A 26,252-nucleotide genomic window follows, 5' to 3' on the forward strand; every position below is an offset into this window, starting at 1 on the left:
CTTTAGCAAACGCCTTGACTTCTGGAAAAGCGCCTTCCCCCGGAAATACAAAAAGGCGGCTCCGGTGGCCCTACATTAACCAATGGCTTCTGCTTCCCGTAGTTTTAGGGAGAAACACAGACCAGACCTCCATACGAATGGCCAAGTACTCAACTAAAAGCATCTTAGGGCTTATCACCAACTCCGGGGCGGAGTTCATGAAGAACAACTCGCTGCGGTTGGCGGCGGCGCTTTCCTACAATACCATTTTCTCCCTGCCGCCCCTGCTGTTCATTGTGGTGCGCTCTGCCGGGTATTTCTTTGGCGAAGAGGCCGTGACGGGCCAGCTATACACCCAGATCAAAGGCTTGGTGGGCGCAGATGCGGCCGCAGAGATTCAGACCATGATTACCAAGCTGCACCTGGAAGGCTCCAACCCCGTGGCCACCTGGATAGGCATTGGCACGCTGGTGTTTGCCGGCACCACCATCTTTGTGACCCTGCAGGAGTCTCTGAACCAGGTCTGGAACCTGCAGACCAAAGCCAAGAACGGTATCCTGAAACTGGCCATGGACCGTCTCCTGTCCTTCGGGATGATTCTGAGCCTTTCGTTTCTGCTGCTGGTGAGTTTGGTGGTGAGCGCTGTCATTGGCGTGCTCACAGATTATATGCAACGGCTCATGCCTGGGCTGGCCGTGGTGTTTGTCTACATTCTGGACGTGGTGGTGTCCATGGGCTTTGTGACGCTGCTGTTTGCCCTGATCTTCAAGTACCTGCCAGACGCCATCATCCGGTGGCGCGACGTGTGGGTGGGCGCGCTGGTCACGGCGTTTCTCTTCCTGCTGGGCAAATACCTCATTGGCTGGTACATTGGCCGCAGCGATTTCAGCAATTCTTACGGGGCGGCGGGCTCCATGGTGGTGCTGCTTTCCTGGGTGTACTACTCCTCCCTCATCATCTTCTTCGGGGCCGAGATCACGCAGGAATACGCCGATACCTTCGGTCAGCCGGTGAAGCCCAACCACAACTCCGTGCGCATAGAAATACGTGAGCTGCCGCACGAAGAAACCGATGACGCCATGGCCGGCAGACCACCGGCAGAAGGCCGTTTCCGGAAGTAGCGTTTAGGGGCTCTTTTTCCTAAAACGGCGCCAAAACAGCCCCGCCTGCGGCAGAATGAGGCAAGAGCGCGGCTGGGCTAACGGGCTTACCATCACGGGCCGCCAACCTGTTTTCGGCTGGCCGTTTGGGTTACTAACTTTTAAGGAAAAATAATTGGGGATTAGGGGTATTTTCCGGTTCACCGGTCTTACGGGATAGAGAGAATTGTGCTGCTTCTACGTAGCTTTGCGCAAGGTTTTTACGTATACAGAACACCTATCTGGCTAAACCTCTTCTTCTATTTCTGACACTGGTATGCGGCGGCTGATTTTATTTTTATGTTTGCTCCCAATCTGGGCGCACGGCGACTGCCAGACCATTCAGAGGACTGACACCCCGCGGCGGGTGGCTACACTTGGTGCCAAGCCAAAACCGGGCACCCCAAAAAGCACGGGCTTCAGGCCTAACTATGACAACTCTGTGAGCATGAAGGCGTTCTATGACCGCATAGAGCAGTTGCCGGAAGACCACCCAGAGGCACTTAAAGCATCTGAGTTCATCTCTAACCCGTTTCTGCTAGTGGCTGAACCCATGCTGCAGCACTATACCGCCCAAGTGAAAACCAAATGCGCGGTGGTGAAAGACACTGTAGCCAATTTCCATGACACCAGTTACATAGACACGCTCTTTCAGCTGCACTTTGACTCCAGCACCGTGGAGCTGTACTACCCTTTGTACACCAAACGGTTCCTGCTCTCCTACGCCGACATCAAGAGCCCTAACCTGGCCCTGAAGAACGGCATCAAAGTGGGCTGCACCCGTCAGGAACTCCTGCAAAAACTCCAGGAATATAAACTGTTCATCAAAGAGCAGAAAAATGTGGTGGAAGTCTGTGATCTGGAGCAGAACTCCTGGCTCAGGTTCCATCTAACCAAAGGCAAGGTGAGCAGCATCCAGTATGAAGGATATGTAGACTAACCCTTACGTTCAGTACAGGATTATTTTCAGCAGATCTATTTCCGTTTAGGGGCGCTTTTTCCAAAAACAGCCCCTAAACGGAAATAGATCTCGTTTTACCCCCAACAGACCTTTAAGCAGACAATTATAGGGTTGGTTTCCCTTTTCTGCCGCTAATTCCTAACTTCCGAGCATGAACGTAGAAGTAAAACAAACCAAAGACGGCTCCACCACGCTTTTTGTCCCTGCCCTGAACGAACACTACCACTCTGTACACGGGGCGCTCCAAGAATCTTTGCACGTTTTCATCAAGATGGGTTTGCAGGCCGCCTTGGAAACCAGAACGGGGGTACGGGTGCTGGAGGTGGGCTTTGGTACCGGCCTCAACGCGCTGCTCACGCTACAGCATACATTGGCCTCTGGGGCTACGGTGCACTATACTACGTTAGAAAAGTACCCGCTTACCCCGCAGGTGGTGGCCCAACTGCAGTTTGATAAATTCATCCTCAACCCAGAGCTGCTGGACTTCTTCGGCCCGCTGCACGCCGCCGCCTGGGAGCAGCCGGTTCCCGTAACGCCGCAGTTCACCCTGCTCAAGCTGGAGACCGACCTGGAAGCCTTCGCCCCCTCTCCCAACAGCTATGACCTGATTTATTTCGATGCCTTCGCCCCGGAGAAACAACCCCACCTCTGGACCGATGCCATCTTCCAGAAAATGCACGACTGCCTGTCCCCCGGCGGCACCCTGGTGACTTACTGCGCCAAAGGAAGCTTTAAAAGAAGCCTCAAAGCAGCTGGCTTTGCCGTGGAGGCGTTACCGGGCCCTCCCGGCAAAAGGGAAATGACGCGCGGCGTGAAAGCCTAGCGCACTCTTTACTATAAGCCGCTGTGCCAACAGGCTGCTTAATACCCCGTTGTTTCGTATCTTCCAGCTTCCAAACTAACAGATACCCCTTTACATGAGAATCTTTTACCTGTTGGCAGCCCTTCTGCTGACATGCCAGGTAGGCCATGCCCAATCTGGCCCCTCCAAAGCCAATTACCAAATGGCCGCCCGCTTCTCCCCTAAGAAACTGGAGAAGCTCATCTTCACTACCAGCCTAGACCCGCACTGGCTCAAGCAGACCGACCGTTTCTGGTACATGTATGAGTCTTCTAACGGCAAGAACTGGTATATAGTAGACCCCGCCACCAAGTCTAAGCAGGCTATTTTCAACACAGACCAATTGGCCGCCGCTATCACCATGGTAGTGCGCGACCCGTTTGATGCCCAGCATCTTCCCCTAGAGAACCTCAAGTTCACGGCAGACGAGAAGAACGTGCAGTTTGAGGTGAAGAGCACCATTGACCAAGTGAAGAAAGACCGCATTGACAAGAAGGCCGCCGACTCTCTGGAGAAGAAGACCTTCTATTTTCAGTACAACTTGGCTACCCGCAAGCTCACGGAGCTGAAAGACTACGAGAAGCCTAAACAGAAGCCACGGTGGGCCTCTATCTCGCCAGACCAGAAGTTTGTGGTCTTCGCCAAAGAACATAACCTCTACTGGATGGACCGCGCCAACTATGAGAAGGCCCTCAAGAACGAGAAAGATTCTACCATTGTAGAAACCAAGTTTACCACCGATGGGGTGGAGAACTACAGCTACGGCGATAACAGCGGCGAGACCAACGTGGAGCGGGAGAAAAACAGGAAGAACCGCAAGCCCGCGTTCATCATGTGGTCCCCAGACTCTAAGTACTTTATCATGACTCGCACAGATGCCCGCAAGGTGAAAGACCTGTGGGTGCTGCATAACACCGCCGCCGGCAGACCTGCCCTGGAGACGTATAAGTACCACATGCCCGGCGAGAAGGAAGCGCCCATCAGAGAGCTGTTGCTGTTCAACTTTGCAGATAAAACGTCTAAGAAAATCAGCACTACCGCTTTCAAAGACCAGGAAATATCTGTGTGGCCGGCGCCCGCCAAGCAAAGCTCCCGCGATGATGAATTTAGGGCAAGCCTATGGCACGGCACCAATCAGAAAGTGTACTTCACCCGTACCAGCCGAGACCTGAAAAAGATTGACGTACTGGTGCTGGACGTACCATCGGGAACCGTAAAACCCCTTATTGAGGAACGCTTCAATACCTACGTGGAAGTAAGCCGCGTGGGCCTGGTGAACGGCGGCAACGAGCTCATCCACTGGTCTGAGCGCGACGGCTGGGGACATTTCTACCTCTATGACGGCAACGGAAAGTTCAAAAACCAGATCACCTCGGGTTCCTATCATTGCGAAGAGATCATTGGCATTGATGACAAAGCCCGCGTGCTCTATTTTACCGCCAACGGCCGCGAAGCCAAGGAAGACCCATATTACCTGCACCTCTACCGCATCAACTTTGACGGCTCGGGCCTTAAGCTCCTGAACAGCGGCAATTTTGACCACCAAGTGAGCATGAGCGACAGCCGCAAGTTCTTCGTGAATAATTCATCGCGGGTGAACACGGTGCCCAAGACTGCGCTTTACAACCAGAACGGCAAGAAAGTGATGGATCTGGAAACGGCAGATTTGTCCCGCCTGCTGGCCACGCCGTACAAATTTCCGGAGCCTTTCACCGTGAAAGCAGATGACGGCATCACCGACCTGTACGGGGTCATGTACAAGCCCTTTGACTTTGACTCCACCAAGAAGTACCCAGTCATTGAATACGTGTACCCCGGTCCGCAGACCGAGGCCGTGAACAAAGCCTTTGGCCGCAGCATGGACCGCATTGACCGTCTGGCGCAGTTGGGTTTCATTGTAGTCACCGTGGGGAACCGCGGCGGCCACCCGGCCCGTTCCAAGTGGTACCACACCTACGGCTACGGCAACCTGCGTGACTACGGCCTCGCCGATAAAAAAGCCACGCTTGAGCAGCTCGCAGACCGCCATCCGTTCATTGATCTCAGCCGCGTGGGCATAACCGGTCACTCCGGCGGGGGCTTCATGTCTACGGCCGCCATGCTGGTGTACCCAGATTTCTTCAAAGTGGCAGTGTCTGGTGCCGGAAACCATGAGAACAGCATTTACAACCGCTGGTGGTCTGAGAAACACCATGGCGTTAAAGAAGTGATTTCCGCCAAAGGCGATACCACCTTCCAATACTCCATTGATAAAAACGCCGATCTGGCCAAGAACCTGAAAGGGAACCTCCTGCTGGTGACCGGCGACGTGGACAACAACGTGCACCCGGCCAACACCATCAGGATGGCAGACGCGCTCATCAAAGCCAACAAACGGTTCGATTTTATCCTGATGCCGGGGCAACGCCACGGTTTCGGGAACATGACCGAGTACTTCTTCTGGATGATGGGCGATTACTTCAGCAAACACCTGCTGGGCGACTACTCCCAAACCGTGGACATCACTGAGATGAACCGCGAGATTGAGCTCACCAACAAAAAACCTCAGTCTACCAGAGCCGCCGAACCGGAAGCAGAATAACTAAAACTCTCCTCTGAAAAGAAAAGAAGCCGCGACCCAAAAAACAGTCGCGGCTTCTTCCTTTTATTCTCTCTCTACCAATACTACGTGCTACAGGATTTTCCGTTTAGCGGCTCTTTTTCCAAAAAGAGGCCCTAAACGGAAATACTGCTCCAGAGCTCCAATATAACTCAGGGTGAGTCAGGAAAACTTACTGGCCTCTAGACGCAGAGTTTGCGTTTAGAGGCCGTTTTTCATAAATCTTGCCTAAACCAGTTTTCGCTCTTTGTCATCTATGAATCTTATTCTCACGTATGAGGGGCATTCTATTTCTTCGCGCAAAGAACCTACTATGAAAAGACGTATACCCGCTTTTTTTCTCCTGGCCCTGTTGTTTTCCTGCACCAGAGACAATACCGCCCAATATGAGACCAACCCGGTGGCGGAGCAGGTGGTAGACGCCAGCCCCACGGTTTCCTTTACCGGTTTCGCGGCGGAGCTGCCCGCGCTTGTGTTGCCGTTCAAGGCCACCTGTGCCTTTGACTATACCTTAGGCTCACGGCTAGACACCACGGCCGCCACCAATTACCTGAAGCCCCACGAGCTGCCTTACCGGCGCTTATCCGTCAACAAAAACGTGACGGCGCTCCTGGTGCTTTTCCCCGCCGATGAAACCCTGCCCCGCCTCCGGACCTACAGCCCGAACGGCACCATCTTGGATGAGCAGGACCTTAAATTCAACCCCTGCGGCGAGGAGCCGGGATTTCAGCACAGCGAGCAGTACACCATCCGAAAGGATTTCACTATTGAGCACGTGGACAGCACCATCCGCTGGCAATTTGACCCACAGTACCGCGAGCTCCCCAACACCAGAAAACTTACCGTTACCCGCAAACGGTTCAAGATCTCCCCTTCGGGGGAAATCACCCAGGTAAAATAACCTGGAGGCGTGCGCGTAAGCCAAACAGTTTTTACCTTCGTCTAACTGTCTGTTCATTCTATGAAAGATTTCAAAAAATACTACACCCTTCCGGCCACCCCGGAAGAAGTTTACATTGCCCTCACCAACCCCATCACACTGGAGATCTGGACCGGCGACAAGGCCGAAATGTCTACCCAGCCCGGCTCTGAGTTCTCGCTCTGGGACGGCAGCATTGTGGGCAAGAATCTGGAGTTTGAGGAAAACAAAAAGATTGTCCAGCACTGGTACTTTGAAGGCGAACCCGAAGACTCCATTGTCACCATCAAGCTCCACCCCCACAAGCAGGGCTGCTCCATGGAAGTGAAGCAAACCAACATCCCAGACGAAGCCTACGAAGACTTGGCTGAAGGCTGGGACGAAAGCTACGCCGGCGCCCTATTGGCCTTCTTTGAGGAGCAGTAAGCGTTTAGGGGCCGTTTTTCTTAAAACAGGCCCAAAACAGGAAAGGCCGGTATACTACCGGCCTTTCCTGTTTTCTTGAGGATCTGGAATAAAAATCAGTTTTTATCCCACCACACTTTGCCGTACAACCCGTCTGTGCCGCCTAAGCGTTGTAGTGCGGCTTTGTAATTGGCCGTGTTGTTAGCGGCCTCCTGTGCAGGGTACATCAACCTGGTTGGGATTGCTTTATCACTGGGCATGATCAGATTAGCAGGGAAACCCGTTCTTCTCCACTCCGCCCAGGCTTCATAGCCGTGCATGAAGAGGTGAATATACCGCTGCGTACCAATTTGTTCCAATGCTGTAGCAGGGTTGTAAGCAATGGTAGGCTGCTGCAAAAAGGCACCGGCTCCGGCATCACTCCCTGTCCATTGTTTAAGAGATTGTTTGATAGCCTCTTCATAGTTGGTTTTGGCTTCAACATCACTTCCGGTTATCCAGCCGCGTTTGGCCGCCTCAGCTTTGGCAAACAATACCTGGGCATACGTTACCAGATAGACCGGGGCATCTTGTTTCCAGATATCAGAGCCCAGCATGGCATACTCTGCCGGGGCTCCTCCTTCCAGTTTCCCAAATTTAAGCCCTACATACTCTCCTTTTTCATTAGGGTCTGCATACACCGCCAAACGTGGGTCTGAAGTAGGTTTCATGGTATTTACGAGGGTTTCGCTTAAGGCCCACCATAACCGTTTCTGCCTACCAACCTGACTGTACCAGTAATTTTCATTTGCTACTACCCCCAGGTGCTTAAAGGTGAAGTTGTCTTCATTGGAGGTCATGACACCAGCTGCCAAGGCTTTGTTAAACTCTTCTTTGCCTTTGGTGGCGTTTACTTCTGACAGCCTGAGAGCCATCAAAAGGCGAATTGTGTTCCCTAACTTTTTCCATTTGTCTACTTTACCTCCGTAGATAATATCATTAGCTATATCTCCAGCTACAAAGCCTTGGTTGGCACTGTCCAGTAATACAAAAAGACTATTATAAATACTTTCCTGGGTATCATAAGCAGGTGAGAAGTTATTTAGCCCAGTTAAAGCTTGGCTAAAAGGAACATCTCCCCATCTATCAGTGATATTCCAGAAGTAATAAGCTTTCAGGACTTTCGCAACGGCTTTCTGGTTCGCCACCGGCCCTTCTTTCGCATCTAAATCATCTGCCTTGATCACTTCCTCCAGGTTCATCAAAGGATCTGAGTAGAGCCCGTAAAAACTGGTGGCTCCCTCTGGATAAAGCGAACCGCCCGGGAATTGGGTCTCAGACAGATACTGCGCCATGAATTCACCCTGCGGCGAGGAGCTGAGCCCTGGCAGCGAAAGCATGGCATTGGCCAATAATTGTCCGCCAGAGGCCTGGCTTGGTTTATTTGGATTAATGTTGATGTCTTCGTCAAACTCACAACCAGACAGGGCCAGGCAGACTACTAAAAACAGATATATTCTCTTCATGGTCTTCTCTAATTAAAAGGTGATGTTCAGGTTAACCCCATAAGACCGAACAGTATTCAGTCCTCCGGTCTCTAACCAGCTAAAGGAAGAGGCACCTGTGGCCAATTCTGCAGGATTCAAGCCGTCTGGCGCTTTTTGCCAAATCATGGCTGGATTGCGGGCAATGAAGGCGATGCCTACTCTCTCAAAAGGTAATTTCCCTAAGGCGGTTCTTGACAAAGTATAGCCTAATCTCACCTCACGCAGTCTGATGTAGGAGGCGTCATACAGCCATTCCTCATAGACCCGTGTACCAATGGTAGTTCTGTAATAAGTCTTGGCATCTACAAATCCGTTGAACTCCTGCCCAGAAACATCTACTCCATTGATTTTGACGCCAGGCCCGTAAATGCCATTTACTTTTACTCCTCCTCCTTCAGCCAGAGGATCGCGTACGTTCTTGCCATTTTCATTGATAGCGGCGGTTTCAGGGGCTAAGCCTGCTTTTACCGCCAGCATCCTGGACCAGCTGAAGAACTGCCCGCCCAACTGGTAGTCAATCATAGCGCCCAGATCAAATTGCCCAAACCGGAAAGTATTCTGAAAACCTCCGGTGGCGTCTGGCAATACAGTTCCAAAGTTATGGGTAGCCGTGGTGTACAGGGGCTGGTTATTGCTGCCCAGCAAAACTTTGCCAGTGGCTTCATCGCGCTGGTAAGCCTGTCCTACAATGGTCCCAAAAGGTTGCCCCACGGTTGAATACAGATACATAGACACGCCACTGTAGCTGTTGGACTCAATCAGGCGTGAATCAAGGCCAGGATAAAGTTCTTTCACGGTGCCTCTGTTTCTAGCCAGGTTGAAAGCCACATCCCAGGAGAATTTCCCTGTTTGCAGCGGGGTTCCGGTAAGAGCTACTTCTATGCCTCGGTTCACCATAAGCCCGGCATTCACATAAGCAGAGGTATAGCCACTGGCACCAGACACGTTGAGCGCAATCACATCATCTCTGTTGCGCTGCTGGTAGTAGGTAAAGTCTGCCCCCAAACGCCCGTTGAAGAACTTCAAATCCACTCCCAGTTCATAAGAGGTGGCAAAGGAAGGCTTGATATCAGGATTATTTAAGACATCTGGCACATAGGAAGTATTGGTGGTGCCGCTTTCATTGCCGTACAAACCGCCTACTTCATAGTTTAAGGAAGTGGCATACACGGCAACATCATTCCCCGCCTGAGCATAGCTTGCTCTCAGCTTTCCAAAGGAAAGAGGCTTCCAGTTCAGCAGTTCACTAAACACGAATGAACCAGATACCGAGGGATAGTAATAAGGGTCAGACAGGGTGGAGGAATGGTCTCTGCGTACGGAGAAGTCTATGAAATAGGTGTCTTTGTACCCTATGGTAGCCATCCCGTAGACGCTCTGCAGCTTCTTTCTCAATAAATAGGAAGGATAGTCTTCCCGCCCGCTGGTAGGGCGCTCCCGGGAGGCACCAATGTTATAAAACCCTGGGCTTGATAAACCACCGGCAGTAGCCTGTGACAGAAACGTGTAATGCCGGTCATATAAATTGGCCCCCAGGTTTACGTTGAAAGAAAAATCGTTCAGATCTTTTGTGTACTGCGCCAAAAACTCATAGTTCATCTCTCTGTTCTGGTACTTGGCCACAGAATAGCCGTCTTCGTACCTGCCGCCGGCAGCCTCTTTATGCTCAATGTTCTGGGTGAACATATCTGAACGGACAAAACCGCTCAGTTTTAATTCTGGCAACACTTGGTAAGTTAAGCCTACATCGCCAAAGAAGCGTTCCCGATTATCACTGTTGATATTCTCATAGGCTTCAAAGTAAGGGTTGTTCCAATCTACAGGCTCAGGGTCAGTAATCACCCCTTCCGCAGTAGGCCGGTTGGTGTTCCAGTGGTAAAAAGTACCGTCAGAATATTTATAGTTCTTCAACCTTTTCATGTCAAGGTTGCGCTGAAACCATTGGGTAAAGTTTCGGGAGCCTTCATAATACCCTTGCGAAGGGCGCTGCCCATTGTTATTCGCGTAGTTGAAATTAGTGGAAACGCTTACCTTTTTACTAAGGTCCAGCGAAGCGCTAACGCCCAGGTTATTTCTTTTAAGCCACGTGTTGGGTTCCACCCCTTCAATATAAGTGTTGTTATAGCTTAAGCGGAAGGTAGAATTTTCATTACCACCGGCAACACTTACCCCGTTGTTGAGGTTAAACCCGGTTTCAAAGAAATCTCTGATGTTATCTGGGTGTGCCACAAACGGTTCCAATTGGCCATACATTGGGTCTTGCGGGTAGAAACTGTGCATGTGGCGCACATTGGTTCCATCCATCTTAGGCCCCCAGCTTTCATCTGTTCCGTCTACGTATTTCTGTCCGTTGGCAAGTGTCCGGAACGTTTGGGTTGATCCGCCACCGTAGAGGTTCTGCATAGGCATTAAGTTGCCCACTTTCTCAAGAGAGAAGGCAGAATTCAACTGCACCACTACTTTTTTAGGGCCTTTGCTTCCTTTTTTGGTCGTGATCATAATGACACCGTATTGCCCACGGATACCATACAGGGCAGAAGCGGTAGGGCCCTTGAGCACATTGACAGATTCAATGTCTTCTGGGTTGATGTCTTGGGCTAGGTTTCCGTAATCTGCTCCGTTTCTGCCTGCAAAGTTGGCGTTTGAGATAGGAGTTCCATCTATCACTACCAAAGGTTGCCCACCACCAGTTACGGAGTTTACCCCACGTATCTGGATCTTTTGCGTACCGCCCATGCTTGCCCCAGAAGAGCCTGCCACCTGTACCCCTGCCACTTTACCGGCCAGAGACCCCAGCACGTTCTGTTCTTTGGTGAAGGTTAGGTTCTCCCCCTTCACTTCCTGCGTAGAGTAGCCCAAAGACCTTTCGCTTCGCTCAATCCCCAAAGCCGTGACCACAACTTCGCCCAGCTGCTTTGCGTCTGGCGCCAGAACCACGTTCATAGTAGTCTGTCCAGACACGGGCACTTCTTTGGGAAGATACCCCAGGAAACTAAACACCAGAACACTATTCTCCTCAACCCGCAAATTATAACGCCCGTCTGCGTCTGTAGAGGTGCCAATGGTAGTACCTTTGACTACCACACTTACGCCCGGCAGGCCGCTGCCATCATCTGACGCCGTAACCCGACCGCTGATTTCCCGCTGCTGTGCATAAGCTATGCTCAGGGAGGAAACCAACGTCAACAAAAAGAGTAACGTTTTTTTCATGCATTAAAAGATTTAAAAGCGAATGTTTGTTTTGTAGATTAGGAATATTTGTTAGGAAGTATATTAATTAATTTAATAAACTCCTAACTACTAAGCACAAATAGCTATCCTCAGGTACCAATGAATAATGCACCAGAGGATAGCCATTGCCAAGGGATGATTTAAATTTCAGACAGCCTCGCCCGCCTGTGCAGCGTCTGAATTCTATGAAAGAAATACAGGGAAAGGGAATTCCTTACTAGTTCCAGGAGGGCTCTAATGCCCACCGTCTCAATAGTTCAGTAAAGCGCGTACTTCCTTAAGTGCCACGTATTCTACGGTGGTGTGCGCTAGTCCTGGCCTAAGGAAAAGCAGGAAAGAAGGGTACGCTCTCCAGTAAAGGGAATAGTATTAAACGTTTTGGAAGTTATAGACTTGCGAAGGAGTCACTACGGCGTCTAGCGTGAGGTCATTGACATGAATATCATCAATCACTTCTACCGGGGCCTCCAACGACAGCCCCACTTTCTGGGTGGTTTTAGGTAGAAGGGCCATGAACCGGTCATAGAACCCCTTTCCGTAGCCCACTCTATGACCTTGCAGGTCAAAGGCCAATAAGGGCACCAGCACTAGATCTATTTCGGCCTCTGGGATGGGGAGCGCTCCTACGGGCTCTGGTATCCCCCATTTATTTTCCTGCAAACCAGTGTCTGGCGTGAACAGAAAATGTGTCATGGAGAAGTCTGCGGAGTTAGAGACGGGCACTGCCACCTGTACTTGCTGCTGCCACAACTGCCTGATGATGTACCAGGTATTCAGTTCCCGGTGCTGCTGCATGGGCAGAAAGCTATGCACTGTTTGCCCTGCCTTTAGGGCAAATTCTAGAAAGAAAAGATCGCAAATCTGCTGACTCTTTGCCTCCAGCTCCTCTAAGGGATATTGACGACGTGCGTTCAGATACGCTTTCCGGAGATCTGCTTTTAAAGCCATGCTTATTCTTCCTGTAAAACGGTGAAAGAATAGGCAAATGGCTCAAAAGCCGCCACTAGCTCCTGAATGAAGTCTGGGTTATTGGTCTGGTAGGTAAGCAGATTGTCTACCCGCTCCTGCAATACACCCGTTGGGAATAATTTTTCCTTTAGGTTGATGAGCTGATTATACGTGGTGTCATTCTTGCTTTCCACGGCTTTGTTCAGCTTCTTTTCCAGCATTTGCAGACTGTTCTGGGCTTTCTGCGCCTCGGCGGCCACCGCCTTCACTAAGGTAGGATCTACGCGTTGGGCCAACTCTTCTACCTGACGGAAAATGTCCTCCACTGCTTTCCGTTGGCCCTCCAGGCTCACTTCTTCCTGGTTCAGCAGCTCGGCCAAGCGCTTCTTCAGTTCCGGCAGTTCCTTAAACATTTCCGGTACAGTGAGCCCCAGCTTCTCCATGCGCTGTCCGTTGGCTTTGGTAATGTACATAGCGGAGTTGCGCAGCATCACGGCCGGGTACGGAACCTGAAAGGCTTCAAACAAACCCTTCAGCTGGAACCAATACGCTACTTCGGCCCCGCCGCCAATATAGGCAAGGTTAGGTAGCACCAGTTCCTGGTACAAGGGCCGCATGACCACGTTAGGGCTTATCTTCTCTGGCTCTTCCTGCGCCAGTTGCAAGATCTGCTCCTGGGTAAAGGTTAGTTCAGTGTTGAGTACTTTATATACCTCCCCTTCCTGCACAATACGCTCGCGCAGGTTCTGGTCAAGGTAAAAGAGGTTGATCTCGCGCACCATGACTTGGGGCTTGTAGTGTTTCTCTAAAGCTTTATTGGTTTCAGAGATGGTTTTGTACCCTATCTGCTCCCTGAGCTCCCGTTGGGCCACCGGGCTGAAAGATCTTTTCAAAACTGGGCTATCGCCGTCCAGGCACACCACTCCGTACACTCCAAACAAGCCATTCACAATGGAACGGGTTGCCTCGGCCAGGGTGGCGCTTTCTGTGTAGGCCTTCTCAAACAGGGGGTAACTCTCGGGCAACTGGTCCAGAAGTTCATTGAGACCGTCGGTGGAGAAACGGCCCACGGCTCCCTTGGCATCACTCTCCCAGGTATAGGTCTTCCCGAAGAGCGTGAAATGGTTCACCTCCGCGAAGTCATGGTCCTCGGTGGCCATCCAGTACACCGGCACAAATTTTTGCTCCGGATAGGCTTTCTGAAGTTCCTGCGCGGTTTTGATGGCCGTCACAATCTTGTAGATGAAGTATAGCGGTCCGGTGAAGAGGTTCAGCTGATGCCCGGTGGTAATGGTAAACGTCTGCGGCTGCGCTAAGGCCTCCAGGTTTGACTTTACGGCCTCCGGCAACTCCACGCCCTCATACTGCCGCGTTAACTCCTCCACCAGCACCTGCCGTTGCTCCTGCGGAAAATTCCGGTCTTTGATTAACGCCGCAAACGAGGCTACCTCAGGAAAATGGGCATAAAACGGCTGTAGCTTGGTATCCTTCCGCAGATAATCCAAAACCAGGGAAGAGAAGGCACCAGTGGCGTTATAGTCAAGACAGGAAACGTTCATAAGGACGGCTGCGGCGGTATAGCCCGCAAGAAATGCAAAGGTAAAAGCTTATTTTCTGATTTATAGGGCTAGTACGTTTCTGAGCGCCGCAGGGATGGTATTATACAGGAAACTGTGCCTACCCAAAGTCAGTTTAAAGCAAATTCCGGAAAAAGAGCCGCTAAACGCCTTTGTCCGTCTTTATGGAGTAGATGAGGCCTTTGCGCTATTTCTTGTTTGCCAAGGGTTCACTCTCAAAGTAGTTTTGAAACAGATGTCTACAGAAGAGCAAAATGAATTTAAACAAAGCACAGGGTGGGGTAGTGGTTTGAAAAGTATGATGGGATAAAAGCTGGCAGCGAAGGGTTTAAGGAGATGGAATGTGCGAGATTCTCATCAAGACAAACTGCCCCCACTGCCAGAGCAGCAAGGTGGTAAGAAACGGAAAGAAAAGGAATGGGCGGCAAAACTTGCTATGCCGCAGTTGCGGGAAGCAGTTTCTGCCACAGTACCGGAACAGAGGGGCAGACCCAACCGTAAGGCAGCTGGCGGTGCGGCTTTTGGAGCGCAACAGCGGCGTCAGGGACACAGCAGAGGCGCTCGGCATAAGCAGAAAGTGCGTCCTGGATAACTTGTGCAGGCATGCGGGCAAGATTTGCATCCAACCGGCCGAGAGGCACTACGCATCGGTTCAGATAGATGAGGCATGGAGCTATGTAGGCAAACGAAAGAAAGGCAAGTACTGGTTGTTGTATGCCTACAGCCCGCAAAAAGATGAGATACTGGCCTACAGCTGCGGCGGCAGAAGCGCCAAAACCGTGCGGGAGTTGCTCAGCAAGCCCGAAGGCGTGGAGATAGATGAATACTGCACCGACCACTGGAAGGCTTTCGCCAAAGTGCCGCCGCCGGAAAAGCACACCGTGGGGAAAGCCCACACCAAGAACATAGAAGGCGTGAACACCAGTATCAGGGCCAGGAACAGAAGGTTCGTGAGAAAGACCACCTGCTTCTCCAAAAAGAAAGAAAACCACCTAGCGGCTCTTGACTTGATGTTCAACTATCGTAACAGGCGTAAAGCCAAGCATCATACTTTTTAAACCACTACCGAAAGCTCCACAGGTTGCTTACCCGTGGAGCTTTCCAATATTGCGTTTAGCGGCTCTTTTTCTGGAAATAGGCCTAAACCAGTTACTGCACTACTTCGCCGTACAGGTCAAAGTCTGAGGAATCGGTGATTCTTACGTTGGCGAAATCGCCTAAGCGTACATAGGTGTCTGTGGCGGGCACCAGTACTTCATTGTCTACCTCAGGGGAATCATACTGGGTACGGCCCACGAAGTAGCCGCTTTCCTTGCGGTCAAAGAGTACTTTATAGGTCTGCCCCACCCTTGCCTCGTTCAGTTCCATAGAAATACCCTGCTGCAGTTCCATGATGGCATCGGCGCGCTCTTGTTTCACCTCATCGGGCACGTTGTCTTCCAGCGTGTGGGAATGGGTATTCTCCTCGTGGCTGTAGGTGAAGATGCCCAGGCGGTCGAAGCGGGTTTCTTCTACCCAGCGGTACATCTCCTCAAAGTCCTGCTGCGTCTCGCCGGGGTGACCGGCAATCAACGTAGTTCTTAGCGCGATGTCCGGCACCCGTTGCCGGATGGTGTCTACCAGTTCCAGGGTACGGCGCTTAGAGATACCGCGGCGCATGGTCTTGAGCATGTTGTCTGAGATATGCTGCAACGGCATATCTAAGTACTTGCAGATGTTCTCACGCTCCACCATCACATCCAAGGCATCCATCGGGAACTGACTGGGGTAGGCGTACTGCATGCGTATCCACTCAATGCCGTTCACGTCTGAGAGGCGCTGCAATAGCTCGGCTAACTTGCGCTCCCCGTAGTGCTGCAGGCCGTAATACGTCAAATCCTGGGCAATAAGGATGAGTTCTTTGGTGCCCATGTTGGCCAAGCGGGTGGCTTCCTGCACCAGACTCTCCATAGGGCGGTCTACGTGCTTGCCGCGCATAAGCGGGATGGCGCAGAAGGAACAGGGGCGGTTACAGCCTTCGGCGATTTTGAAGTAGGCGTAGTGCTTGGGCGTGGTGAGCAGGCGCTCACCGATGAGCTCGTGCTGGTAGTTGGCTTCCAGGGTTTTCAGGAGTTGCGGCAACTCCAGCGTCCCGAAGTAAGCGTCTACCTGCGGAATCTCTTCTTCTAGAGAGTCTTTGTAGCGCTGGGAGAGACAGCCCGTCACGTACAATTTATCAATAGCGCCAGCCTCTTTGGCATCGGCGTAGCGCAGAATGGTGTCAATAGACTCCTGCTTGGCGTTGTCAATGAAGCCGCAGGTGTTCACGATGATGATGTTGGCGTCATCTTTCTCTGAGTCATGCACCACGTCACGGTCGTTGGCGCGCAACTGGCCCATGAGTACTTCAGAGTCTACCAGGTTTTTGGAGCAACCCAGCGTGATAACGTTGTATTTGTCTTTTTTAAGCGATCTTACTTTCACGTGCCTGTCTTGGAAACTTATGTAGAGGAGCAACAACCAAGCAGCGGTAATTGGTTTACTTGGTGCCGTATAAAATGAAAAATCTTAAGGGAGCGGGAGCTTCTTCAGCAAACAGAACTGGTCTTCGGCGCACGCCGATGTTCTGGCGCTCTGTTCTCCGGAAGCCTGACGTTAGAATTAAGGTTTGCGTTTAGGGGCTGTTTTTGAAAAAACAGCCCCTAAACGGGAAAGCTATTTCTTAGAGAAAAGGGAGTCCACGAACTCGCGCTTATCAAATACCTGCAGGTCTTCCACACGCTCACCCACACCAATGTACTTCACCGGAATCTTGAACTCGTCTGAGATGCCAATGATCACGCCGCCCTTGGCAGTTCCGTCCAGCTTGGTGACGGCCAGTGCGGTTACCTCGGTCGCTTTGGTGAATTCGCGGGCCTGAATCACGGCGTTCTGGCCGGTGCTGCCGTCCAAAACCAGCAATACTTCCTGCGGCGCGTCTTCAATCACTTTCTGCATCACGCGCTTGATCTTGGAGAGCTCGTTCATGAGGCCTACTTTGGTGTGCAGACGTCCGGCGGTGTCAATGATGACTACATCTGCGTTCATTTCCACGCCTTTCTTCACGGCGTCATACGCCACCGAGGCGGGGTCTGTGTTCATGCCGTGATCAATCACGGGAATGCCCACGCGATCGCCCCAGATTTTGAGCTGGTCCACGGCGGCGGCTCTAAAGGTGTCACCGGCCCCCAACACTACTTTCTTGCCCGCTTTGTGGAACTGCGAGGCCAGTTTGCCAATGGTGGTGGTTTTGCCCACACCGTTCACGCCTACTACCATGATTACGTACGGGTTTCCGCCCGTATCAGGAAGGCTGAAATCGGCGGCCACGCCTCCTTTGTTTTCTTCCATGAGGTCCATGATCTCTTCGCGCAGGATCTTGTCCAGGTCTGAGGTGCCTACGTACTTGTCGCGGGCCACGCGTTTCTCAATGCGCTCAATGATCTTCACGGTAGTGCCAATTCCTACGTCTGCGTGCACCAGCACGGTCTCCAGTTCATCCAGCACCTCTTCGTCTACCTTTGACTTGCCCACCACGGCTTTGCTGAGTTGGTCAAAGAAGCTGGTCTTGGTTTTCTCCAGACCTTTGTCCAGAGATTCTTTTTTGTCTTTACTAAAGAAACCAAAAAGTGCCATAGCGGTTAGGGTGCTACTGGATGTAAGAATTATTTAAAAAGGGCAGAATACCAAAAAAGTCCCGCGTATGGAGGGACTTTTACAGGTATATCATAAAGCGATATAAGGCAATTATTTTTTCAGGGCGTCCTGAACTTGGTCCACAGGCACCATTTCTTCTCTAAAGGTATAAGCACCGGTCTTAGGAGACTTTACCGCTTTGATTACCTTAGCCCAGTCTTTACCGGTAGCGGTTTTCAGGGTTGCAACTACTTTCTTAGCCATGGTTATTTAATTTCTTTATGTACAGTTACTTTCTTCATGAAAGGGTTGAACTTCTTCATCTCCAGGCGCTCAGGAGTGTTCTTTCTGTTTTTGGTAGTGATATACCGAGACATGCCAGGTACGCCGGAGTTTTTCTGCTCAGTGCACTCCAAAATCACCTGAACTCTATTGCCTTTAGCTTTCTTTGCCATCGCGAAGTTGATTTTTTATTTAGGACTGCAAATATACAGCCTTAGTTGTTGAATTACAAATTGATTACAAGAATTTTGTGCCTACCCTCTACAGCAACCTCTTCTGCGGCAGTTACCGCAGCCTGTTTAGCGGCTCTTTTCCTTAAATAAGCCCCTAAACAGGCTGCTTCTGGTTACGGCCTACTCCCACCAGATGCCTACTTCAACTCTGGCAGTTTGAACTGATCCAGCGGACTGGGTTGCGCCATGGCGGCCTCAATGTCTTTGACGGTGCGCGGAGCCCCGGCTGAGAGGTTCTCCCAGCCTTTCTCCGTGATGAGCACATCATCCTCAATGCGCACGCCTATGCCCCACCATTTCTTATCACAGGGGCTGCCTTCCGGAATGTAGATGCCTGGCTCCACCGTGATCACGGTATTGGGCTTAAACGCGCCATAGGTGCCCCTATCATGTACATCCAACCCCAGGTAGTGCGACACGCCGTGCATGGTGTAGCGGCGCGCCTCTTCTGGTGTTTTTATGATGCCCAGCTTCACCAATCCCTCCGCCAGCACTCTTTGCGCCACCGTATTGGTAGCGTTGAAGGCATTGCCTACCCTGCACTCTTTGAAAGCCGCTTCCTGGGCCGCGTACACAATCTCATAAATCTGCCGCTGGGCCTCGGTGAACTTCCCGTTAGCCGGAATGGTGCGGGTCACGTCGGCGGTGTAGCCGTGGTACTCCGCGCCCAGGTCCATCAAAACTAGTTCATTGCCCAGCTTGGGCTTTTCATTTTCAATGTAATGCAGAATACAGCCGTTGTTGCCGCCGCCCACAATAGACGGATAGCCCTCATACTCTGCCCCGTACTTCTTGTAGACGTATTCATGGATGCCCTGCACCTCGGTCTCAGACATGTTGGGATGCATGGCTTTCATGACCTCCAACTGCCCAACCGCCGACATAGCCACCGCTTTGCGGAGAAGCTTCATCTCCTCCGGGGTTTTCACTTCGCGTAGACCACTCAACACGCCTTCCAGCGTGGAGAGATCTAACTTCTCTTTGGGCATTTTGCCTACCACTGCGGCCCTACCGGCCGCATCTTTGGCCGCCACGTAGCTTTTCAGGAAGGCGTTGTTTTGCAGCGCCGGGTTAGCGGCCATTTGGCGTTGCACCTGTTGCTGCACACGCTCACCGGCCTGCGCATCATACGCTTTGATGACATTGTAGAGCGCCAGATGCCCCAGGTCCTGACCAGACTTTAACCCGATCTTCTGTTTGAACTGCGCCACCAGATCATGCAGATCAGCCTGGTCCCGCGGATCATTGCGAAGGTCGTGGGGTAGGTCCAGGAAGAGAATCTGCTGGAAAGCGGCCGTGTCTAACTTGAAATTGGCGAAAGCCGTGGCGGGCAGGGCATACGCAAGACCCAGATGCTGCTTCACTCCTTCCTCGCCCAGACGCTTGCCGGTCCAGGACTCTTGCTGCGGGTTGCGGGGCTGCGCGAAGAACACTTCATCGGTGGCCACGCCGTTGATCACGTGTTGCTCAGAGAACAGCAGCAGCACGGCGTTAGGCTCCCGGTAGCCGGTGAGGTAGTAGAAATCGGGGTGCTGGTGGAAATGGAAATCCACGTCGTTGGCCCGGTTCCGGATGGGGTTAGAAAACAAAACGGCAACGGAGTTGGCTGGCAGCTGTTGCCGCAGAGCCTCTCTCCGTTGCCGGTGAAATTCTTTACTCAGGAAATCCGCTGGTTTGTCGGGGCCGGTAGATTGCGCGGCCACGCCCAACGGCAGCGACACAAGCAATGATAAACAAAGGTGTCGCAGAGCCTTCATGGCAGAGACTAGTAAACGATGAAACCGTCTTCTTTGGCTTTCTTCAATACGGCAGAGATACCGTTTTTAGAGATGTTGCGCAGGGCAGACGTAGAAACTTTCAAAGTTACCCAAGCATCTTCTTCTGGGATGTAGAAACGCTTCTTCTGTAAGTTAGGGTAGAATCTACGCTTGGTTTTATTGTTAGCGTGCGAAACGCGGTTACCCACCTGCACTCTTTTACCGGTTAAATCACAAACTCGTGCCATTTTATCTTTAGTATCGTTTATTTCAAAAGGGATGCAAATATCCATAAAAAGTTATGGAATGTCAACCCCACCCCCTAACTTTTTTCTTTAACCTGTTCTTCAGAAGCCCTTTATCCGGTTTTACCCGTGGTGTCACTTCCGGTTTCGGGGTTGTTTGGGCCCTTTTTCCGGTAACCGTAGGGGCAATGCAGACAGCCGCTCCGGCAGCAATAGCCACGCCGGCGGTGGTACTGCTCCGTGAAAACCATTAGCCCCTGCTCATTGAAGTAATAGTCGCCGGGCTCCAGCGGCAGCGGTTTTGGCTTCATGCCGCAAAGATAAGGGACCGTGGGTTAGCAGGAAAGTCTGGGATTGATTTTAGGTGTTTAGAGCCTGTTTTTCTGAAAACAGCCCTTAAACGCCTGTTGGGTTAGCAACACCTTTTCTCGGCTGTTGCCTTGGCTCGTTTGTTTTTCTATTGTTTTAAATGCTGTGTTGTTTCATCCATTCCGGTAAGCGCTCACGGCCGCGGGGCCCCGTCTTCCCCTCTCGCAAGCCCTTGCGGCCATGTGAATGCAGCTTGTGCTTAGCTTCTTCCTTTCTTTGGCCACAAGCGAGGCGCTCTAGGGAAAGACTGGAAAGGGTGCGGGTAGTAAGAGCAGTTCCAGTTTGAAACTAATGATGGCATGGCGCGAGTCTCCAGACTCGTGCCGATGGATGAGTGGAGTCTCCGGACTCCTGTGTTCCGGCCGGTGGTTCTCGGTGAGTCTCCAGATTCGCTTCATCCTTTTTCACAAGCCTTCGGTCTCGCGCCAGTTTCTTCTATATAGGTGCAGACTAAAAACTCAGAACTCAGGACTCTTCGCTGCCCAGGCTGTTTAGAGGCTGTTTTTGGAAAATCGGCCGCTAAACGGCGGGCGGCGCGTCTGGGGCTTTGGAAGCTTAGGCTTTGAAGACTTTTCTTTACTTTTATCTCAGAGAGCCGTGTTTCCCGTATGTTTAGCCATGGAGGCCGCGTCTTTCCGTTCACTAAAAACATCAACCTATATGACTACTTCCACCAGCATCTCCAGCCAAGAGGCCATTGCCCTAGAAGACCAGTACGGTGCCCACAACTACCATCCGCTGCCGGTGGTCCTGAGCCGCGGCGAAGGCGTATTCCTCTGGGATGTGGAAGGCAAACGGTATTATGACTTCCTCTCGGCGTACAGCGCCGTGAACCAGGGCCATTGCCATCCAAGCATCATAGGGGCTTTAACGCAGCAGGCGCAGCAGCTCACGCTCACGTCCCGCGCGTTCTACAATGACAAACTGGGCCTGGCCGAAAAGTACCTGACCCAGCTCTTCGGGTATGACAAGGCGCTGCTCATGAACTCCGGGGCCGAAGCTGTGGAAACAGCCCTCAAACTGGCCCGCAAATGGGGCTATAAAGAGAAAGGCATTCCGCCGCACGAGGCCCAGACTCTGGTAGCCGAACACAACTTCCACGGCCGCACCACGGGCATCATTTCCTTCTCCACAGACCCCAGCAGCACCGCGGGCTTCGGGCCGTACATGCCGGGGTATAAAGTGCTGCCCTATGACAACCTGGGCGCCCTGGAGCAGGCCTTGCAGGAGAATGCCCACATCTGCGCGTTTCTGGTGGAGCCCATCCAGGGCGAGGCGGGCGTAGTGGTGCCCTCCAACGGGTATCTGGCCCAGGCCAAGGCACTGTGCGAGAAATACAACGTGCTGCTCATCATTGACGAGATCCAGACCGGCATTGGCCGCACCGGCAAACTGCTGGCCTCCCACTACGACGGCGTGAAAGCCGATATCCTGATTCTGGGCAAGGCCCTTTCCGGGGGCGTTCTGCCGGTTTCGGCGGCTCTCGCCGATGACCACATCATGCTCTGCATCCAGCCCGGCGAGCACGGCTCCACGTTTGGCGGCAATCCTTTGGCCTGCGCCGTAGCCGTGGCCGCCCTTCAGGTGATTCAGGACGAAAACCTCACGGAGAACGCCTTGCGCCTGGGCGAGATCTTCAGGACCCGCATGAACCAACTCAAAGACCGCCATCCAGAACTGGTGAGCCTGGTGCGCGGCCGCGGCCTGCTCAACGCCGTCATCATCAAGCCCACCCCAGATGGCCGCACCGCCTGGGATGTCTGCGTGAAACTGATGGAGAACGGCCTGCTGGCCAAACCCACCCACGGCGACATCATCCGGTTCGCGCCGCCCCTGGTCATCACAGAAGAGCAATTGAACGAGTGCTGCGACATTATTGAGAAAACGCTGGCCGAGTTTTAAGCACCGCGGGTTAAACGGAGAAGGCTGCATGAATTGGCGCAGCTTTCTCTGTTTAGGGGCTCTTTGGCTTCTTTCTAGGGCGCGGTAGCATCTGAAAACTATGCGCCGTACCTTTGCGCCCGGGCAGGGAAATGAACCGGCGCAGAAAAAAACGTCTCCGCAGAACACTATTTCCCAAGCCCCTTTGTTGTATCAGCAGCAGGCCGCCCCTGAACCGGGAATTAGCCTGCCGTAACCTATTAGCTGCTATGAACCATTTAACCCACCGGCCCCGCCGGAACCGCAAGTCTCAAGTGGTTAGAGACTTGGTACAGGAAAATCACCTCACCCTACACGACCTCATTTACCCCATATTTGTGACCGAAGGCCAGAACGTGGCGCAAGCCATTCCGTCCATGCCCGGTATTTCCCGCTTCAGCCTAGACCGTCTGGTAGACGAAGTGGGCGCCTGCGTGGAACTTGGCATCAAAACGTTTGCGCCGTTCCCCAACATTGCGGAGGAGAAAAAAGACCGCTTCGCCCAGGAAAGCAAGAACCCCGAGGGGCTGTACCTGAAGGCCATCTCTGAGCTGAAGCGCCAGTTCTCTGACATTGTCCTGGTCACTGACGTAGCCATGGACCCTTACAGCTCAGACGGCCATGACGGCATTGTGGACAACGGCGAAATCCTGAACGACGCCTCTCTGGAGGTGCTGGGCCAGATGGCCCTGGCGCAAGCCCAGGCCGGTGCCGACATTGTGGCCCCCTCAGACATGATGGATGGCCGGGTGGCGCACATCCGCCAGATCCTGGACAAGCACGCCTTCACCAACGTGGCCATCATGAGCTACACCGCCAAGTACGCCAGCGGCTTCTACGGCCCGTTCCGTGACGCTCTGGAGTCGGCGCCCAAGCACGGCGACAAGAAAACCTACCAGATGAACCCCGCCAACAGCCGCGAAGCCCTCCTTGAGGCCGAGCTGGATATTCTGGAAGGCGCCGATTACCTCATGGTGAAGCCCGCGCTGTCTTACCTGGACATCATCAAGCTGCTCCGCGAGAACTCGCACCTGCCTATTGCCGCCTACAACGTGAGCGGCGAGTACGCCATGGTGAAAGCCGCCGCCCAGAATGGCTGGATTGACGGTGAGAAAATCATGCTGGAAACCCTCCTGAGCATGAAACGCGCCGGTGCAGACATCATCCTCACGTACTTTGCCAAGGAGTTTGCCCAGTACATCAAACGCTAATCCTGTTTAGGGGATCTTTTTCCAAAAACAGCCCCTAAACGCAAAATAGCAGGAAGCCCCATGGGTTTCCTGCTATTTTTTTATGGATGCTCTTCAGACCATTCAGGGCTGACAGGGAGGCATTGCAGGAATAAAAACAATCGGGCAGCAACCCTTGTTCTTGAAATAAGTAAGGGAAAAGACCATCCAGACACCACACACTCCATGAAGACAAAGCACCTGCCACGCATCCAGAAGTGGCTGGCCCCGCTCCTGCTACTTTTAGTTCTATCTGCCTGCGAGGCCTTTGAATACCACCCGTACGCGGGCAACCTGGAGTACAAAAACCTCACCGCCCAAAACCTTGACCGAATTAAGGCGCTGGAGACGCAGTACAGCAACCCGCTAACGCCGCTTCGCTTCGCCCTCACTGGCGACACCCAGGGGTACTTTGCCGAAACCGAGGACATGGTGAAAGACATGAACTCCCGCGACATTGCGTTTGTGCTGCACGCCGGCGACCTCACCAATTACGCTTTCACCGATGAGTTTGAGCGCATGCACCGCGCTTTATCTAAGCTTAAGATGCCATACCTCACCGTCATCGGCAACCATGACTGCCTGGGCGACGGCGACAAGCTTTACAAAGAGATGTACGGGCCGTTGGACTATTCCTTCACCCTGGGGCCCCACAAGTTCATTTTCCTGAACACCAACTTCCTGGAGTTTGATGAGAGCGTGCCCAACATGAGCTGGCTGGAGCAAGAACTGCAGACGCCCGCCTCCATTGCCAACAAATTCGTGCTCTCCCACATTAGCCCGGAGAACAGCGAAGCCAACCCCAACCAGGAAGAAAATTACGCCCGCCTCATGCGCCAGTACAACGTACGGCTTTCCTTGCAAGGTCACACGCATAACTACCAGGCCAGAGAGCTCTACAAAGACGGCATAAAGTACGTGACCACCGCGGCCGCCCTCAAGCGCAGCTACGTGCTGGTAACGGTAACAGGAACCCAGGCAACCTTTGAAAAAATAGAATTCTAGACTCTATGCGCTCTTTTTTTACTCTTTGCCTGCTGCTTTCCCTCTCCTGCCCGTTCGCGGCGTCTGCGCAACAAGACTCCCTGAAGGAAGATCGGCCTAAAAACAAATGGTACGCCCCAGATTATTTGGTCATGCAGCACGCGGGGCTAATTGGGATTCTGGCGGCGGGCGTGGGCTATGACTTTGGCCGGCATGACCGCACCAACGCCGAGATCATGTACGGTTTCACGCCCAATTACGGCTTCAAGAACACCACCCACACGTTTACCACCAGAGTCTACTATCAATCGCACCCCAAACCGCTGTACAGAGACTTCAAGATCAGCTGGATCAAGGCGGGCGCGGGCATTAGCATGACCATTGGCGAGCAGTTTGAGACGTTTTTCCCCAAGAAATACCCCGAAGGCTACTACATCTGGCCCACCGCCACCCGCATCTTGCCGTTTGTGGGCTCCTCTGTGGGCCGAACGTTCAAAGGCCACGCCCGCCCGCTCTACGGCGAGTTCTATGCTGAGATTGGCACCAGCGATGTCATGATTGTGGATAAGTACCGGAACAAGGGCATCTCCGTGCCGGACATCCTGAACCTGGCCCTGGGCCTGCGCCTGAAGCTGTAACGCTGGTTTGGGGCTATTTCCAGAAAAAGAGCCGCTAAACGCAACGCGGTGTCAGAAGTAGGTTTATACGCTTTGTTCTGCCATTTTTGCAGCCGCGTATACAGATTGTTTTCCTTAGCAGAAGCCGTTATGAGTTACTCTTACCTGAAATCGTTGCACATCATTTTTGTGGTGACCTGGTTTGCCGGCTTGTTCTATATTGTGCGGCTGTTTGTGTATTACGCCGAGACCGCGGCCAAACCTGAACCGGAGAAAACCATTCTGCAGCGGCAGTTCGCGCTCATGCAGAAACGGCTGTGGTACGGCATAACGTGGCCATCGGCGGTAATTACGGTCATCATGGGGCTAAGCCTGCTGCATTACTACACGCCCATCCCTACCTGGCTCTGGATCAAGCTGGGCTTTGTGGCGGGCTTGCTGGCCTACCACCTATACTGCCACCGCATTTTCAAACAGCACCAGCGCGGCGAAATTAAGCAAAGCTCCACCACCCTCCGCATCTGGAACGAAGTGGCCACGCTATTTCTGGTGAGCATTGTGTTTCTGGTGGTCCTGAAAAACGGCTTGAGCGCCACCTGGGGCGTGCTGGGTTTCGTTGGCCTATCTGTACTGCTCATGGCCGCCATCATGGTCTACAAGAAGCTTAGAAAGGCCTGAGGCCGCTAGGCTAGGCACCGCCATTGCCATAAAAGTGTTTAGGGGCTGTTTTTCCAGAAAAAGCACCAAACCAGCCCTACAGCTTCAGACACAAACCAGCTTTCCGGGGCAGGATTGGAGGGCTATAAGCTGTGGTGGTTGGCTCACAACAAATGGGTG

Annotated in this window: 23 protein-coding genes; 12 read left to right on the forward strand and 11 right to left on the reverse strand. The window is 52.5% G+C overall.

Going from position 1 to position 26,252, the window contains the following annotated elements; genetic code table 11:
* Nucleotides 1–137 precede the first annotated feature (137 nt).
* The 6 genes from EFA69_RS11385 (at nucleotide 138) to EFA69_RS11410 (ending at nucleotide 6,864) form a co-directional block, all read left to right on the forward strand.
* Nucleotides 138–1,100, forward strand: coding sequence for a YihY/virulence factor BrkB family protein (locus tag EFA69_RS11385; protein ID WP_123133184.1), 963 nt, complete (start codon nucleotides 138–140; stop codon nucleotides 1,098–1,100).
* 322 nt (nucleotides 1,101–1,422) lie between these two features.
* Nucleotides 1,423–2,058 (forward strand): hypothetical protein, encoded by a 636-nt coding sequence (locus EFA69_RS11390; RefSeq protein ID WP_148041334.1) that lies wholly within the window; start codon nucleotides 1,423–1,425, stop codon nucleotides 2,056–2,058.
* A 172-nt stretch (nucleotides 2,059–2,230) separates the two neighbouring features.
* On the forward strand, nucleotides 2,231–2,902 hold the full coding sequence (gene mnmD, locus EFA69_RS11395) for a tRNA (5-methylaminomethyl-2-thiouridine)(34)-methyltransferase MnmD (protein WP_123133186.1): 672 nt from the start codon (nucleotides 2,231–2,233) through the stop codon (nucleotides 2,900–2,902).
* A 94-nt stretch (nucleotides 2,903–2,996) separates the two neighbouring features.
* Nucleotides 2,997–5,501 (forward strand): S9 family peptidase, encoded by a 2,505-nt coding sequence (locus EFA69_RS11400; protein ID WP_123133187.1) that lies wholly within the window; start codon nucleotides 2,997–2,999, stop codon nucleotides 5,499–5,501.
* Between the two features lie 331 nt (nucleotides 5,502–5,832).
* Complete coding sequence (locus EFA69_RS11405; protein ID WP_148041335.1) at nucleotides 5,833–6,420, forward strand: hypothetical protein; 588 nt, start codon at nucleotides 5,833–5,835, stop codon at nucleotides 6,418–6,420.
* A gap of 60 nt (nucleotides 6,421–6,480) precedes the next feature.
* On the forward strand, nucleotides 6,481–6,864 hold the full coding sequence (locus EFA69_RS11410) for an SRPBCC domain-containing protein (protein ID WP_123133189.1): 384 nt from the start codon (nucleotides 6,481–6,483) through the stop codon (nucleotides 6,862–6,864).
* 95 nt (nucleotides 6,865–6,959) lie between these two features.
* Here the strand turns inward: EFA69_RS11410 and EFA69_RS11415 are convergent, their stop codons facing one another.
* From EFA69_RS11415 to bshC, 4 genes are all read right to left on the reverse strand, one after another.
* Nucleotides 6,960–8,348, reverse strand: coding sequence for a SusD/RagB family nutrient-binding outer membrane lipoprotein (locus tag EFA69_RS11415; protein WP_123133190.1), 1,389 nt, complete (start codon nucleotides 8,346–8,348; stop codon nucleotides 6,960–6,962).
* A gap of 12 nt (nucleotides 8,349–8,360) precedes the next feature.
* A complete protein-coding gene (locus EFA69_RS11420; RefSeq protein WP_123133191.1) occupies nucleotides 8,361–11,579 on the reverse strand; it encodes a SusC/RagA family TonB-linked outer membrane protein in 3,219 nt (1,072 codons plus the stop codon).
* Between the two features lie 390 nt (nucleotides 11,580–11,969).
* Nucleotides 11,970–12,548, reverse strand: a complete 579-nt coding sequence (locus EFA69_RS11425; protein WP_123133192.1) for a 5-formyltetrahydrofolate cyclo-ligase — start codon at nucleotides 12,546–12,548, stop codon at nucleotides 11,970–11,972.
* 2 nt (nucleotides 12,549–12,550) lie between these two features.
* Complete coding sequence (gene bshC / locus EFA69_RS11430) at nucleotides 12,551–14,107, reverse strand: bacillithiol biosynthesis cysteine-adding enzyme BshC (RefSeq protein WP_123133193.1); 1,557 nt, start codon at nucleotides 14,105–14,107, stop codon at nucleotides 12,551–12,553.
* 359 nt (nucleotides 14,108–14,466) lie between these two features.
* Between bshC and EFA69_RS11440 the strand changes: the two genes are divergently transcribed.
* Entirely contained in the window at nucleotides 14,467–15,183 is a 717-nt protein-coding gene (locus tag EFA69_RS11440) for an IS1 family transposase (RefSeq protein ID WP_123133195.1), read from the forward strand.
* Between the two features lie 91 nt (nucleotides 15,184–15,274).
* Here EFA69_RS11440 and rimO read toward each other — a convergent pair whose 3' ends face one another.
* The 7 genes from rimO to EFA69_RS11475 form a co-directional block, all read right to left on the reverse strand.
* The gene (rimO, locus tag EFA69_RS11445) at nucleotides 15,275–16,588 is read right to left on the reverse strand and encodes a 30S ribosomal protein S12 methylthiotransferase RimO (RefSeq protein ID WP_123133477.1); all 1,314 of its coding nucleotides are present in this window, start codon (nucleotides 16,586–16,588) and stop codon (nucleotides 15,275–15,277) included.
* Between the two features lie 231 nt (nucleotides 16,589–16,819).
* Nucleotides 16,820–17,779: a signal recognition particle-docking protein FtsY gene (gene ftsY / locus EFA69_RS11450; protein WP_123133196.1), complete on the reverse strand. Its 960-nt coding sequence runs from the start codon at nucleotides 17,777–17,779 to the stop codon at nucleotides 16,820–16,822.
* 111 nt (nucleotides 17,780–17,890) lie between these two features.
* Nucleotides 17,891–18,043: a DUF4295 domain-containing protein gene (locus tag EFA69_RS11455; RefSeq protein WP_071885388.1), complete on the reverse strand. Its 153-nt coding sequence runs from the start codon at nucleotides 18,041–18,043 to the stop codon at nucleotides 17,891–17,893.
* A gap of 2 nt (nucleotides 18,044–18,045) precedes the next feature.
* Nucleotides 18,046–18,234, reverse strand: coding sequence for a 50S ribosomal protein L33 (gene rpmG / locus EFA69_RS11460; protein WP_062543030.1), 189 nt, complete (start codon nucleotides 18,232–18,234; stop codon nucleotides 18,046–18,048).
* 197 nt (nucleotides 18,235–18,431) lie between these two features.
* Complete coding sequence (locus EFA69_RS11465) at nucleotides 18,432–20,051, reverse strand: aminopeptidase P N-terminal domain-containing protein (protein WP_123133197.1); 1,620 nt, start codon at nucleotides 20,049–20,051, stop codon at nucleotides 18,432–18,434.
* Between the two features lie 8 nt (nucleotides 20,052–20,059).
* Nucleotides 20,060–20,299, reverse strand: coding sequence for a 50S ribosomal protein L28 (rpmB, locus tag EFA69_RS11470; RefSeq protein WP_123133478.1), 240 nt, complete (start codon nucleotides 20,297–20,299; stop codon nucleotides 20,060–20,062).
* A 110-nt stretch (nucleotides 20,300–20,409) separates the two neighbouring features.
* A complete protein-coding gene (locus tag EFA69_RS11475; RefSeq protein ID WP_123133198.1) occupies nucleotides 20,410–20,607 on the reverse strand; it encodes a DUF5522 domain-containing protein in 198 nt (65 codons plus the stop codon).
* 718 nt (nucleotides 20,608–21,325) lie between these two features.
* On the opposite strand from EFA69_RS11475, the gene rocD reads away from it, so the two are divergent.
* From rocD to EFA69_RS11500, 5 genes are all read left to right on the forward strand, one after another.
* Nucleotides 21,326–22,567: an ornithine--oxo-acid transaminase gene (rocD, locus tag EFA69_RS11480; RefSeq protein WP_123133199.1), complete on the forward strand. Its 1,242-nt coding sequence runs from the start codon at nucleotides 21,326–21,328 to the stop codon at nucleotides 22,565–22,567.
* 248 nt (nucleotides 22,568–22,815) lie between these two features.
* Nucleotides 22,816–23,796, forward strand: a complete 981-nt coding sequence (gene hemB / locus EFA69_RS11485; protein ID WP_123133200.1) for a porphobilinogen synthase — start codon at nucleotides 22,816–22,818, stop codon at nucleotides 23,794–23,796.
* Nucleotides 23,797–24,000: 204 nt separating this feature from the next.
* Nucleotides 24,001–24,819: a metallophosphoesterase family protein gene (locus EFA69_RS11490; protein ID WP_183906760.1), complete on the forward strand. Its 819-nt coding sequence runs from the start codon at nucleotides 24,001–24,003 to the stop codon at nucleotides 24,817–24,819.
* Nucleotides 24,820–24,824: 5 nt separating this feature from the next.
* Nucleotides 24,825–25,436 carry a hypothetical protein gene (locus tag EFA69_RS11495; RefSeq protein WP_123133202.1) on the forward strand — a complete coding sequence of 204 codons (612 nt, stop codon included), beginning with the start codon at nucleotides 24,825–24,827 and terminating at the stop codon, nucleotides 25,434–25,436.
* Nucleotides 25,437–25,565: 129 nt separating this feature from the next.
* On the forward strand, nucleotides 25,566–26,093 hold the full coding sequence (locus EFA69_RS11500; RefSeq protein WP_123133203.1) for a CopD family protein: 528 nt from the start codon (nucleotides 25,566–25,568) through the stop codon (nucleotides 26,091–26,093).
* Nucleotides 26,094–26,252 lie beyond the last annotated feature (159 nt).

This window comes from Rufibacter immobilis (genome assembly GCF_003721565.1).
Taxonomy (GTDB): domain Bacteria; phylum Bacteroidota; class Bacteroidia; order Cytophagales; family Hymenobacteraceae; genus Nibribacter; species Nibribacter immobilis.